The 12353-nt window shown below is 42.1% G+C and carries 12 protein-coding genes; 3 read left to right on the top strand and 9 right to left on the bottom strand.

The features are described 5' to 3' along the window. Positions 1–134: 134 nt before the first annotated feature. Both J0X14_RS00615 and J0X14_RS00610 read right to left on the bottom strand, forming a co-directional pair. Positions 135–560 (bottom strand): hypothetical protein, encoded by a 426-nt coding sequence (locus J0X14_RS00615; RefSeq protein WP_207095831.1) that lies wholly within the window; start codon positions 558–560, stop codon positions 135–137. Between the two features lie 2 nt (positions 561–562). Further along, on the bottom strand, positions 563–1108 hold the full coding sequence (locus J0X14_RS00610; RefSeq protein ID WP_207095830.1) for an RNA polymerase sigma factor: 546 nt from the start codon (positions 1106–1108) through the stop codon (positions 563–565). Between the two features lie 172 nt (positions 1109–1280). Here J0X14_RS00610 and J0X14_RS00605 point away from each other — a divergent pair, with 172 nt between their 5' ends. Then, positions 1281–2264, top strand: a complete 984-nt coding sequence (locus J0X14_RS00605; RefSeq protein ID WP_207095829.1) for a polyprenyl synthetase family protein — start codon at positions 1281–1283, stop codon at positions 2262–2264. Here the strand turns inward: J0X14_RS00605 and J0X14_RS00600 are convergent. The 6 genes from J0X14_RS00600 to J0X14_RS00575 all read right to left on the bottom strand — a co-directional run bounded on the left by J0X14_RS00600 (position 2261) and on the right by J0X14_RS00575 (position 9667). After that, the gene (locus J0X14_RS00600) at positions 2261–3403 is read right to left on the bottom strand and encodes a lycopene cyclase family protein (RefSeq protein WP_207095828.1); all 1143 of its coding nucleotides are present in this window, start codon (positions 3401–3403) and stop codon (positions 2261–2263) included. The two genes, J0X14_RS00605 and J0X14_RS00600, sit on opposite strands and share 4 nt — an antisense overlap. 33 nt (positions 3404–3436) lie before the next feature. After that, positions 3437–3742 carry an antibiotic biosynthesis monooxygenase family protein gene (locus J0X14_RS00595; protein WP_207095827.1) on the bottom strand — a complete coding sequence of 102 codons (306 nt, stop codon included), beginning with the start codon at positions 3740–3742 and terminating at the stop codon, positions 3437–3439. Positions 3743–3796: 54 nt separating this feature from the next. Further along, complete coding sequence (locus J0X14_RS00590; protein WP_207095826.1) at positions 3797–5401, bottom strand: solute:sodium symporter family transporter; 1605 nt, start codon at positions 5399–5401, stop codon at positions 3797–3799. 3 nt (positions 5402–5404) lie between these two features. Then, positions 5405–6271, bottom strand: coding sequence for an inositol oxygenase family protein (locus J0X14_RS00585; protein WP_207095825.1), 867 nt, complete (start codon positions 6269–6271; stop codon positions 5405–5407). Positions 6272–6366: 95 nt separating this feature from the next. Continuing rightward, the gene (locus J0X14_RS00580; protein ID WP_207095824.1) at positions 6367–7311 is read right to left on the bottom strand and encodes an alpha/beta hydrolase; all 945 of its coding nucleotides are present in this window, start codon (positions 7309–7311) and stop codon (positions 6367–6369) included. A gap of 85 nt (positions 7312–7396) precedes the next feature. Then, positions 7397–9667 (bottom strand): TonB-dependent receptor, encoded by a 2271-nt coding sequence (locus J0X14_RS00575; protein WP_207095823.1) that lies wholly within the window; start codon positions 9665–9667, stop codon positions 7397–7399. Positions 9668–9746: 79 nt separating this feature from the next. Between J0X14_RS00575 and J0X14_RS00570 the strand changes: the two genes are divergently transcribed. Together J0X14_RS00570 and J0X14_RS00565 are read left to right on the top strand one after the other, a co-directional pair. Continuing rightward, positions 9747–10403, top strand: a complete 657-nt coding sequence (locus tag J0X14_RS00570) for a metal-dependent transcriptional regulator (protein ID WP_207095822.1) — start codon at positions 9747–9749, stop codon at positions 10401–10403. Further along, complete coding sequence (locus J0X14_RS00565; protein WP_207095821.1) at positions 10403–11224, top strand: ZIP family metal transporter; 822 nt, start codon at positions 10403–10405, stop codon at positions 11222–11224. The genes J0X14_RS00570 and J0X14_RS00565 overlap by 1 nt, the downstream gene beginning before the upstream one ends. Before the next feature lie 4 nt (positions 11225–11228). Here the strand turns inward: J0X14_RS00565 and J0X14_RS00560 are convergent, their stop codons facing one another. Then, positions 11229–12353: an efflux RND transporter periplasmic adaptor subunit gene (locus J0X14_RS00560; RefSeq protein ID WP_207095820.1), complete on the bottom strand. Its 1125-nt coding sequence runs from the start codon at positions 12351–12353 to the stop codon at positions 11229–11231.

The raw sequence follows: 12353 nt of genomic DNA, 5'->3' as shown, positions 1-12353 counted from the left end.
ATTTTTAATGGGGCCAACCAACAATGAAATGACGATAATGGAAATCTTTTTTGGACTGGATCGTAGTTTTAGATCGTAAACTCCAAAAAAAGGATTTGTACTGACGCTTGTAGCGTTCTTGAATAATGTTCTTTTTACTCGGTATCATGATTGTCGTTTTTGATTCGTTGCACGTAATTCTTATAAGCCTCGGCACCTTCTTCTTTCCAAAATTGCTCGTAATGTTTCCATTCATCAAAGTCTCTTCGCATGGTGCTACATCGATGTGTCGCTTTAAACTTCTTTTTGTGACTGGATTGGCCCTTATTTTTTCCACCACCGCCACCAAAGCCAAACAAAAGCTTGGCTATGACAAAGATGCCCAGGGCTTGCCAGTAGGTTATGGTCGTGAGGCCAAATAGGTCGGGCATAAGCCAGTTCCATAGCCACATTAGTAGGTAATTGGCCAGTAAAAACAGAATAGCCCCTAAAATGATCATGGCAATTACCTTGACCACTTTTTTTACATAGTGCTCCACTTTTCGCTCCATTTTTTTCTCAAAGTCTTTTGAATGTTCCATAACTACATACTTTTTAATTCTTTTATTTTTTCTAGATTTTGTAATAATACTGACATGGCACGGTGCCTTCGGGACATTAAAGTGCCCGTTGGAATACCCGTTCTTGCGGCTATTTCTTTATAGGTGTATCCCTCAAAATCAATAGCGATGATAATGTCCCTATAAACAGGTTTCAATTCTGTTACAGCATCTTTCAAAGCTTTCTCCAGTTCAGGGGAATAAGAATTGTCCGCATCACCGTAAAATACCTCTGCAAAATCTTGCCATTGACGGTCAATGTCCTCGCTGGGGTATTTGCGTTCCTTTCTTCCGCGCATAATATCAATGATCCTATTTCTAATGGCACTATACACAAACCCTCCAATATTGTTGATGGGTAAAATGTCATCGGCCTTAGAGAACACCCGCAACGCCACATCCTGTACAATGTCCTCAGCATCACGTTCCGAAGTGTCACGGATCCTGGACTGCACATACGCCCTCAATGAATAATATTCTTCATTGAAAAATGTGGTCAGGTTAGTTCTATTCTCTGTTTTGACGGCCATTCAAAAAAGACTGGTTACTTGCTTCATCTGTAAAGACGAAGCTTTTCAAATCTATTGCATTTTTAGAGCAATTTTTTTTCAAGATGGGCTTTTATTGGGTTGGATGCTTTTGTTTTCCAGGGAATTATATCATTTTGATATTTTTTGGTTTTTTGAATGTATTTTTGGCGCTATGGCAGATATCGATATCATTGATCAGTACCGGAGCTCATTTGTTTCATATCTTGAGGAGAAAATCAAGTTTGCCGAGCCCAAACATCTCTACGAGCCCATTCAATATATATTAGGACTGGGTGGAAAGCGAATGCGCCCTATACTTACCTTGATGACGGCCGAACTGTTTGGAGAAGACCCAAAGAATGCCCTGGATACTGCATTGGCTGTGGAAATGTTTCACAATTTTTCTCTGGTACACGATGATATTATGGACGATGCCCCTCTGCGAAGGGGAAAAACAACAGTGCATGAAAAATGGGATGTAAACACGGGAATCCTGTCTGGCGATGCCATGTTGATTTTGTCCTATCAATTTTTAGAAAGCTACCCTGCAGAAACATATAAAGAGCTCACAAAACTGTTCAGCAAAACAGCACTTGAGGTCTGTGAAGGACAACAGTACGATGTGGATTTTGAAACCCGTGATGACGTTACCATTCCCGAGTATTTAAAAATGATCGAGTACAAGACCTCGGTTTTGGTGGCAGCAGCTATGAAGATGGGAGCCTTAGTGGCCAATGCACCTAAAAAGGATGCCGAAGCCATATATGAGTTTGGCCGAAATTTGGGTATTGCCTTCCAATTGCAGGATGATTATCTGGATGCTTTTGGCGATCCCAAAACCTTTGGAAAGCAGGTAGGGGGTGATATTATGGTGAACAAAAAGACCTATTTGTACTTAAAGTCATTGGAAAAAGCCTCCAAAGACAATCAAGATGGATTGTTGCACCTGTATTCTATTAAGCCTAAAGATTCCGCCGACAAGGTAGAAGCGGTAAAAACCATTTTTAAAGAAAGTGGCGCAGTGGAAGAAACCAAAAAAGCTATCCAAGACTTCACTCAAAAAGCATTTGACGCTTTAGCGGAAATAGAACTTCCCGAAAAAAGCAAAGCGCTGCTCGAACAATTTGCCAAAAATTTGATGGAGCGAACCGTTTAAAAAATCCGCCTTAAAAGTGCTTTGATAAATGGCATGGGTTTGGGAGCCATTACAATTTTGACCTCTTCCCATAAACTGGTTTTGTTTTCAAGGAATTTTAAAATAAGGGAAGCTTTTCTTTTTTTGAAGAGCGATTCGAAAATAGAGCTTCCCAAGTGGTTGTGTTTGTGTAAAATATCCAACAAAAGCATATCGTAGAATTGAAACCTACTTTTTTGATGGAACTTGGACAATGGTTTCCCCACTTTTAAATATTCCACCAGTTTGGGCACTTGCCGACTGGTATTGTAAAATGTATAGCCTGTACTCGGTTTGGCCCATCCACCCGCAATACCGATGTGGAAAATGGAATCTGTATTGTGATGGTGAAAGGGGTAACAGGTCATGGGAATGCTGCCAAATTCAGTCTCCAAAATGGAGTAGGGAGTGTTGTTGTATTTTTCTTTGATATATGCTTTGATGGCCTTCTCATATTCTGTTTTTTCCAAAAGTTCTTCCGAAAACAGGGTGTATTCCACTAACGCTTCCGTTTCGGAAAAAGGAAGTACATACATAAATCGGGTGTTGCCTTGTTGCGGAACAGAAAAGTCCATAAAAGTGGCCTGATTTGGATTAAATACGGGCTGCTCCGTTTTTATAAACCATCCCAAAAAATGCTGTTGCAAAATGGGAAATTTCTTCTGTTTTAAAGGGATGGAAGGCTCAAATAAGCTTGAAAATACCGCTTGTCCTGTAAATTTTTGGGATGCAGAACTTACCAAGACCTCATTTTTCCTTTCTTCAATATGGGTAACCTCTTCTTGAACCCAAGTGATGTTTTTATATGCTTTTACCTTTGGTAAATAGTGATTGTAAAAGTCAATCCCCTTAAGCATTTTGTAGGTGTAGGGTTCAATGGAAGTGGATTTGTCCAATTTTTGTCCGGCCACGTAAATTTTATCCCAAGTTTTATGGATCAAAGGGTCAAAAATCCCTTTGCCTTTTTCCCAAAAACACCAAGTTCGGTCGTTTTTGACTTTGTCATTCTTGTCCAGCACCAAAATGGATTTGGAGGCAAAGAATTCATCCTTGCCCAAGGCATCGGCTAATAAAAGACCAGCGGCTCCGGCACCCACAATAATGTAATCGTACTTAGACATGCCCCAAAAATAGACAAAGGAAAGCTGAAGGCATTAGGTTTTGGGCAAATCAATATGGTTATAATGTGAAACAGAGCAGGATGTGATGTATTTTTCCATTCCCTGGGGAATGTGCGCCTGATTCCATTCCACTCCGGCAAAGGCAATTAGTGATTCCTCGTTTTCCCATCTTGAAACCATTACAAACTCTTCAGGGTTCCATTGTGAGGGTCCGGCTATTTCCAAAGAGACAAAACCTTTATAGTTTTTTACTACAGGTACTGAAATTTCCTTGAACTTGGCTTCAAACTCCTTATGAAGCGCATTGGGAATTGTGGCGGTAAAAATTCGTAAAATCATTTTTTTTGAATTTAGACGAGCGAAAGCTTCAAAACTAAATAGAAAATGAAACGCTTATCCTACGTTGCCCAATAAAATGTAGACGGCCAATGTGGTCAAAACTAAAAATAGACTGAACCCTTTTGCATATTTCCATTGGGTCACATCTACGGCACCAACATCTGTGATACTAAAATTATTGACTCTTGGAGACCAACGAGATACCAGTAGCATCACCCCTATGTTCAAGACAAACTCAATCCCCCACAGATGCACGTAGTGCAAATTAACCTGCAGGATAAAATTGGTGACAATGTAGAATACCAATCCAAATAACAATCCCACTTTGGCTCCTTTGGCGGATACCTTCGGGAGAAAAAATCCAGCGAGAATCACTGTGGCCATAGGAATAAAAAAGATGCCGTTGAGTTGTTGTAATAATTGATATAGTCCTCTTGGGGCATGGGCAATAAATGGGGCAATCCCAATCGCAAATAGGGCCAATAATGCTGATGTTGTCTTTCCCATTTGCACCAATCGTTTTTCGCTGGCGTTTTTGTTGACATATCTTTTGTAGATGCCCAAACTAAAGATGGTGGCGGCACTGTTCAAGGCACTATTAAAGGTACTCAAAATGGCACCCATCAAAACGGCCACAAAAAAGCCTGTCATCCAGAAGGGGAGTACTTTTTTAACCAAGCTGGGATAAACAAGTTCTTTTTGGTCATAAAATGTATCGTTAAAATAATAATAAGCGATAATGCCGGGGAGTACAATGATGAGGGGAACCAAGATTTTCAACAGTCCTGTGTAGAGCAATCCTTTTTGGGCCTCTTTTAAGTTAACGGCTCCCAATGCTCGTTGAATAATGGATTGGTGCATGGTCCAAAAGTAGAGCTGGTTTATAATCAATCCGGTGAACAAGACTCCAAAGGGCATTATGGCATCCCGCGAGCCAGAACCTACAGAAACTTCATCACTGATGACGTTGAATTTTTCGGGAGCTTTTTCAAAAACCATTCGCAATCCTTCAAAAATGTGCCCATCCCCAATGCTCCAAAGTGCCAAAACAGGAATGGAGATGCCTGCGACCAACAAACCAAAACCATTAATGGTATCTGTATACGCGACCATTTTTAACCCACCGAAAATGGCATAGACCGCTCCAATGCAGCCCACGGTCACCACGGTTAACCAAAGCCCTTCATTTTGGGTGATGCCCAACAGCCCTGAAATATCAAAAATCTGTTCAATGCTGATCGCTCCCGAATACAGAACAATGGGCAAAAGAGTAGAAACAAAGGAAATAATCAACAAAAATGCAATGATGGTTCGGGTGAGGCCATCAAAACGTTTCTCCAAAAATTCGGGAATGGTGGTGAGTCCCATTTTTAGATAACGAGGGGCAAAGTATAAGGCAGCGGCTACCAAAGCCAAGGCCGAGGTAACCTCCCAAGCAATGATAATGGCACCATGCTTATAGGCATCACCATTCATGCCCACCAAATGTTCGGTGGAGATATTGGTCAAAAGCAATGAACCTGCAATGACCACACCGGTCAAACTTCTTCCGCCCAAAAAATAACCATCTTGAGTGGAAAGCTTGTCTTTTCTTAGTTTCCAGCTGGAATAGGCAGCCACGAAGGCCGTAAAAACAAAAAAACTAATGAATTGTACCATCTGCTAAAACCGAATCGTATCGGGCAGATATTTAGCGGCCAAATCCTCATAATAGGGTCGAAGTTCCTTCACGTTGGGTTTTACGGGTGCCTTGGTGTACAGGTCATACGGATTGAATTTATCCACCCACTTGAACATTTCATGGTCGTGTTTGTCCATTAAATGATCATAAGCACGTTCTCGATGTTGGGCATAAAAACTGTGGTACCGAATCATGTAAAGCCCTTCTTCGGGTAGATAGTCCTTCATTACATGGTAGAGGTATTCATCATGCCCCCAAGACAAGTGCACATTGCGCAAACCACAGTTTTCTTGGTATACCCCCAACTTGGTATTGTATTGTTCGTTGTTGATATCGGGATTGGCGGTAAAGAATTCTGGATACACAATTTTGTCCGAAAACTGGCAGCCCACCGGGAAGGTATCGCCCACCACGGCCCATTGCGGCTCACCGAATAAGCATAGAACTTTTCCCAAATCGTGCAAAAAGCCAGTCAACACAAACCAATCGGGTTGCCCATCAGCGCGAATGGCCTCTGAAGTCTGTAAAAGATGCTGGGTTTGGTCCAAATCAATGTCGGGGTCGGAATCGTCCACTAAGGTATTCAAGTATTCAACCGCATCCCACAGTCCCATTTCTTTACGATTGAGGGAGAGGAATTCTTTTTCCTTTTCCATCACAAAATCATAGGTCTGGTAGGTATGGTTCATTCGATAGAATTCCTTTACGGTGTCCCGGGCGGGGTCGTCGTAGTTTCGGAATTCTTCTTTGGATTTATTGGGTTTTTCGGGGTAACGTTCCAACAAATCGTCTTCCCAAAGCTCCATCATATCATGGGCTTCTTTCTTTTGTTCTGGGTTTAGTTTCATTATGTGCAAATTAAGGGTGTGCGCCCTAATACCTAAAAATAGGCTTTTTTTGGCATATTTAAATTGATATGGAGTGATTTCACACCTCGTAAATTCTATTTTTCGATGGAATCAAGAAATTCAAATATTTTCTGGTAGGCCATACTCAATTCTGTTGGGGAGAAATCATGGTGCTTACCGTCTTGAATTGGGACCAGTTCATTTTTGATTCCCATTTTTCCCAAATGCTTGTGCAGATTTTCAGATTGGCTATACGGCACAATCGGATCACTTGTTCCATGAATGGAAATAATGGGTGGGTCGCTCTCATCAATGAAATTCTTAGGCGATGTTATATTTAAAATGTGTTGGGCGTTATTTGGACTACCGATTAAGGTGTGCAAAAAATCTTCATTCTCCCAATCCAAGACGGTTCCATCCCATTTATCGACTCTGCCCATATCGTACATGCCATACCAATTGATAATGGCCATGACTTTAAGGTCATATGGGAAAGACACATTCAGAACCTCACTATCATCTTTCGCATTCATTAGTCCGGTCATTAAGGCGTAGTGTCCCCCTGAAGATGCTCCCGAGACAATAATCTTATCCGTGTTGAATCCATATTTATCAGCATTTTGGTAAATCCAATTCAGGGCTCTCCTACAGTCTAAAATAGGCATGGGTAGCGGAGCTACGTTGGAATACCGATAATTTATGTTGACCACAGCCCAACCCCGGTCCATGTAATGCATCATATCAAAAGTGTCGTCGACTTTGTCCCCATAAATCCATTTACCCCCATGAATATTAAGGATTACAGGGGTGGTTTTACCCTTATTTCCCAACCATGGAGGCTCTCCTAGTCTTTTTATAGGACGCCATACATCCAGTTTCAGTTCAAGAGAATCTGATTTATAATATACAATGTTGGATTCGATGATACTTTCTGAGAAAATCCGGGAAAGTATAGGGTCTTCATTTCTTTTACAGCCAAAGGCAATTACCGTGAGAACAAGTAAAGCCAACATCAAATGGGATTGTTTCGGAAAGAGCATTTTCAAGAAAGGTTTGGTCGCCTCTAAATTATCAAATTCAGAGGATACGATAAAGTTCATTTTAAGGTAGCCAACCTATTGGTTCTTAAAAAACCGTATACCGCAATCCAAAAAAACCACGAATACCTTGGTTGGGACCATACACATAGGCAGGGTCAAACGTAAGGGCGTAGGGATTATTGGGCGTGGCAACGGCATTGCCATTGTTGTCGAAAGTAACTTCCCTATCAAACGGGTCATTGGCACGGGCAATGATAAAGGGGTTACCTCGGTTTGGAGTCCAATCCAAGAGGTTTTTAATCCCGCCATAGATTTCAAAATTGCTTAGCCCTTTGTACGTAAATTGAATATTTTGAATACTCCATGTAGGCGAATATTCCCGTCTTGGGTCCAGTTCTCCCAATAGCGGCAAGCGCATTGGGCCATACAAGTTCCCCGTGTAATCGATGGTTAAATTGAGCGGGCGAAAGCTATAGGTGAGCCCCCACGTAGCGGTAATGCTTTCGGTAAGGATTTGCTGCTGGCTGACTCCATTTTCAGTGCTGCTCACATCTTGCCAAGTAGCACCAGCCATAATCTTGAATCCGCTGGGAAAAGCGATATCCAAATTGGCGCTGACACCCTGTGAAACTGACTTTCCATCCAAATTATCATAAATGATTTGGTTGGTGTTTGTCTCATAATCGGGCAAGATTACATTTGAGAATCGTGTATAGAATGCAGATGCATCGATTCCAATAAAGGTGCCATTGTCGCTGTAGATTTTCTTTAAATAATTAAGGTTGACGTTTACGGAGCGTTCGGGTTTTAGTTCTTCAGCAATTACAACATCACGTGAACCTGTCAGCGCTGCATGTTCTTCAGTAAATAGATTGACCACTCGGAATCCGGTTCCAGCATTTACCCGAAAGATATCATTATCGGAAATTTTCCATTTGTAAGCTGCTCTTGGCGTAAAAATATTACCGTGCCGTTGGTCATAATCATAGCGCAGACCCCCCAAAAAGGAATGCTTGGGCGCAAACGAATACTCGTCCTGAGCAAATAAGCTCGGAATCCAAATATTGTCAGCTTCGATAGTGGCAGGGGTGTTGTCATCATAATAGTTGTAGCGGATGGCACTTCCGAACAATAAGTCGTGATTGCCTGCGGTTTTGTCCCACGTCAATTGTGCAAAGCCGATACGTTGGTCAGCTAGATACTCCGTATCGCCATATACAGAGTTTTGGTTATGGTCGTTATAGGAGAATGAAAGGAGGAACTTTTCTTCCAATGGTAGCTGGTATTTTCCGAGCACTTCCCATCTTCGGGTATAAATACTTTCTCCATAGATTTCATCCCCACCTCGATATTCGGGAGTCCATTGCATTTCACCACCCCAGCGATCCTCATAGAAAAACCGGCCAGCGAGAGAGAAAAGGCGATTGTTATTCCGCTCAAAATCCCACTTTTGAAAAATTGAAATACGGTCTTGGAGGGTGAGATCGGTAAAATTATCGCCATTGTTGTCCACAGGGGTATCGTAATTGAAATAATTCACGCCCAAAAGCAAATCAGTTTTATCTCCAACTGATATTTTACTGCCCACATCCAAATTGTACTCACCCCAACCCGTGGCAAAGCCATCGGCAAAAAATTCGGGAGCGCTCAATGCATTTTTGGTAATGATGTTGATGAGACCACCCACCGCTTCACTACCGTAAAGTGAAGAAGCGGGACCTTTTACGATTTCAATCTGCTCAATCAATGAATTGGGAATGCCCGTGAGGCCGTATACCGTTCCCAAACCGCTCACAATGGGCATACCATCTATAAGAACGAGGGTATATGGTCCCTCCAATCCGTTGATATGGATATCACCAGTATTGCACACATTACAATTGATTTGCGGACGAACCCCGTTTACATTTTGAAGTGCATCAAAAACGCTGGCAGTGGGATTTTTTTTCAAAAAAGTGGGGGAGTAGACCTCTACAGGCACGGGACTTTCCAATCGACTAACAGGTTTTAAGGTGCCCGTCACCACCGTTTCGTCCAAACTTTGGGCCGAAGGCTCCAACTGAATGTTTATAGTTTTGACTTCACTTTCACCCAAACTGATTTTTGTCTGATAGGGAAGATATCCCAAAGAGGTCACCAACAGGGTATAATCACCAGGTTGGATATCGGTCAACTCAAATAAGCCATCAATATTGGTGGCAGCTCCAATTTCGGTTGTTTTGAGCAGCACATTAGCCAAGGGTAAGGGTTCTCCGTTGTCGGTAACCTTTCCGTTCAATGATGCTGTTTGGCCAAAACACCAACCACTTAAAAGAGCCACCGTAAAAATTATGATATGTCTATAAATTGATTTCAATCAACAAAAAATTAAATTTAGACAAATCTAAAAATAGATTTTGTCAAATAAAAATGTATTTTTGAAAAAATATTTTTTGATGACCCGATCAGAGGAGAATTATTTAAAGACCATTTTTCATTTGGGAGGTGGCGACTCCAACTCCATTACCACCAATGCCATTGCGGAACAGATGGAGACAAAGCCATCTTCGGTAACTGATATGGCCAAGAAATTATCTGAAAAAGGCTTGGTTGATTACGTGAGGTACCAAGGAGTTTCGTTGACCGATGCCGGGGTAAAAACAGCTTTGTCCATTATTAGAAAGCATCGTTTGTGGGAGGTTTTCTTAGTACAAAAATTAGATTTTACTTGGGATGAGGTGCACGAGGTGGCGGAGCAGTTGGAACACATTAAAAGTGAAAAACTGATTGACAAGATTGATGAGCTCCTCGATTTTCCCAAATACGACCCTCATGGTGACCCCATTCCCACCAAGGATGGAAAGTTTCAGGAGCGTGATAAAAAATTGCTCAGTGAAATGCCTATCAATTCACAAGGTGTATGTGTTGGGGTAAAAGATTCATCGGTACCTTTTCTTAAGTTTTTGGACAAGAACAATATTGCTTTGGGCAACAGCATAAAAGTGGTGGACAAGGAAGATTTTGACCATTCCCTACATATTTTAATGAATGGAAAGGAACTACGGATATCACATCAAATAGCATCTAACCTTTATGTAAAAAAGAACGACTGATGGAACAAGTTATACACTATTTTCAGGAGATAGATCCCATTTTGGCAGCCTTATATGCCACATTGTTCACTTGGGGATTGACCGCAGCCGGAGCAGGTCTGGTTTTTTTGTTCAAGAGTCCAAATAGGGCTTGGTTGGATGGGATGTTGGGCTTTACCGGAGGTGTAATGGTAGCAGCCAGTTTTTGGAGCCTTTTGGCACCAGGTATTGAAATGAGTCCCGGTGATGGCTTTGTTAAGGTGATTCCAGCGGCTGTTGGCTTTTTAATGGGTGCTGCCTTTATTTTTGGGCTGGATAAAATATTGCCCCATGTCCACATTAATTTTAAGATGGACGAGGCAGAAGGGGTGAAGACCCCCTGGCACCGTACTACGCTATTGGTCTTGGCCATTACGTTGCACAATATTCCCGAAGGATTGGCGGTTGGAGTCCTGTTTGGAGGTGTGGCTTCAGGTTTTGAAGGTGCTACCATTGGTGGAGCCGTTGCATTGGCCTTGGGTATTGGCTTGCAAAACTTTCCAGAAGGGTTTGCTGTTGCGGTACCGATGCGTAGGCATGGTCTTAGCCGAAGAAAAAGTTGGATGTATGGCCAGGCCTCTGCTATTGTAGAACCTATAGCCGGCGTATTGGGGGCTTGGGCGGTATTGACCTTTGAGCCTATATTGCCTTATGCACTTGCATTTGCTGCAGGGGCTATGATATTTGTGGTTGTAGAAGAGGTTATCCCAGAAACGCAACAAGACAAATACACCGATATTGCCACGATGGGCTTTATCGGTGGATTTATAATTATGATGACTTTGGATGTAGGCTTGGGTTAAAAACCTATCCACCGATCAAGTCAAAAACCCCTTTGGTCAAAAATTGATCGGTTTCGTTCAATCCGGTTGATATGATTTCGGTATAACCCTCAAAGGTGCCGCCTTGTTTCACGGCTACCCTTTCAAAGGTGTAGCCTCCATCCTTTTCTTCAATCAACTTGAGCACATAATAATTGCCTTCGGATTCAATTACGGCTTCCTCAGGTAAAGACCAAGTTTTGGTAGTATCCGTCATGATCATGGCATCCACGAACATTCCGGGCAGAAAATTTGCATCTTCCTCATCTTCCAAATGTCCGTGTACTTTTATGGTTCGTTTGGCATCGTCAATGGAAGTTCCTACCAAATAGACTTCACCGTCAAATGCTTTGGCGGAAGCTTCCGGAATTTTGAACTGGATTTTTTGCCCTTTCTTGACTTTCAAAATGTCTTTTTCAAAAACGGTCAGTTCCAGATGCACGTGTTCATTATCCAAGATTTCCAAAATTTCTGTAGCCGGAGAAACATAGCTCCCCTTGGCCACATTCATTTTGGTGACACTCCCCGATATAGGGGCATAAATAGCAGCTTGTGATGAAATAGTACCCTGCTCCACTTTGTTGGGCGAAATATTCAGCATTTGCAGTTGCTCCCTCAAACCTTGGTAGCGGGCCTTGGCCATTTCGTAATTGCTCCTGGCCTGGAGAAAGCTCTTTTGTGAAGCGATTTTCTCATCAAAAAGGGTCTGGTTCCTTTCAAACTCTGCTTTTAAGTAATCCAGCTGATTAAAAACCTCCAAGTATTCTTGCTGCATCTTCAAGAATTCCTGGTTTTCCAAAACCACTAAAAGTTGTCCTTTTTTTACCTGATCACCAACAAGCAAAGATGTTTGTTTTACAAAGCCACCCATAAAAGCGGTAACGCTTGCACGGTTTTCTGGTGGCACGTCGATCATTCCGGAGGTCTCCACCATTTTTGGGAAAGTTCTTCTTTCCATGGCATTGATCATAAGGTCATTGGTGTCGAATTGATCTTGGGTTACCACGATTCCTTTTTCTTCCTGTTCTACGGATGATGGTTCGTTATTGTTTTTGTTGCCACAGCCTAGCAATAGCAGGAAAACAGTGGCGAATTGAAGTATATGTTTCAT

It is taken from the genome of Allomuricauda sp. CAU 1633 (genome assembly GCF_017313225.1).
GTDB lineage: Bacteria > Bacteroidota > Bacteroidia > Flavobacteriales > Flavobacteriaceae > Flagellimonas.
Note: the sequence above shows the minus strand (reverse complement) of the source record. Positions and strands in the feature narration are given on the sequence as shown.

Bases quoted from the DNA above. Each gene is read 5' to 3' on its own strand.
- J0X14_RS00615 (WP_207095831.1), bottom strand. From the start codon at position 560: ATGGAACATTCAAAAGACTTTGAGAAAAAAATGGAGCGAAAAGTGGAG.
- J0X14_RS00610 (WP_207095830.1), bottom strand. From the start codon at position 1,108: ATGGCCGTCAAAACAGAGAATAGAACTAACCTGACCACATTTTTCAAT.
- J0X14_RS00605 (WP_207095829.1), top strand. From the start codon at position 1,281: ATGGCAGATATCGATATCATTGATCAGTACCGGAGCTCATTTGTTTCA.
- J0X14_RS00600 (WP_207095828.1), bottom strand. From the start codon at position 3,403: ATGTCTAAGTACGATTACATTATTGTGGGTGCCGGAGCCGCTGGTCTT.
- J0X14_RS00595 (WP_207095827.1), bottom strand. From the start codon at position 3,742: ATGATTTTACGAATTTTTACCGCCACAATTCCCAATGCGCTTCATAAG.
- J0X14_RS00590 (WP_207095826.1), bottom strand. From the start codon at position 5,401: ATGGTACAATTCATTAGTTTTTTTGTTTTTACGGCCTTCGTGGCTGCC.
- J0X14_RS00585 (WP_207095825.1), bottom strand. From the start codon at position 6,271: ATGAAACTAAACCCAGAACAAAAGAAAGAAGCCCATGATATGATGGAG.
- J0X14_RS00580 (WP_207095824.1), bottom strand. From the start codon at position 7,311: ATGCTCTTTCCGAAACAATCCCATTTGATGTTGGCTTTACTTGTTCTC.
- J0X14_RS00570 (WP_207095822.1), top strand. From the start codon at position 9,747: ATGACCCGATCAGAGGAGAATTATTTAAAGACCATTTTTCATTTGGGA.
- J0X14_RS00565 (WP_207095821.1), top strand. From the start codon at position 10,403: ATGGAACAAGTTATACACTATTTTCAGGAGATAGATCCCATTTTGGCA.
- J0X14_RS00560 (WP_207095820.1), bottom strand. From the start codon at position 12,353: ATGAAACATATACTTCAATTCGCCACTGTTTTCCTGCTATTGCTAGGC.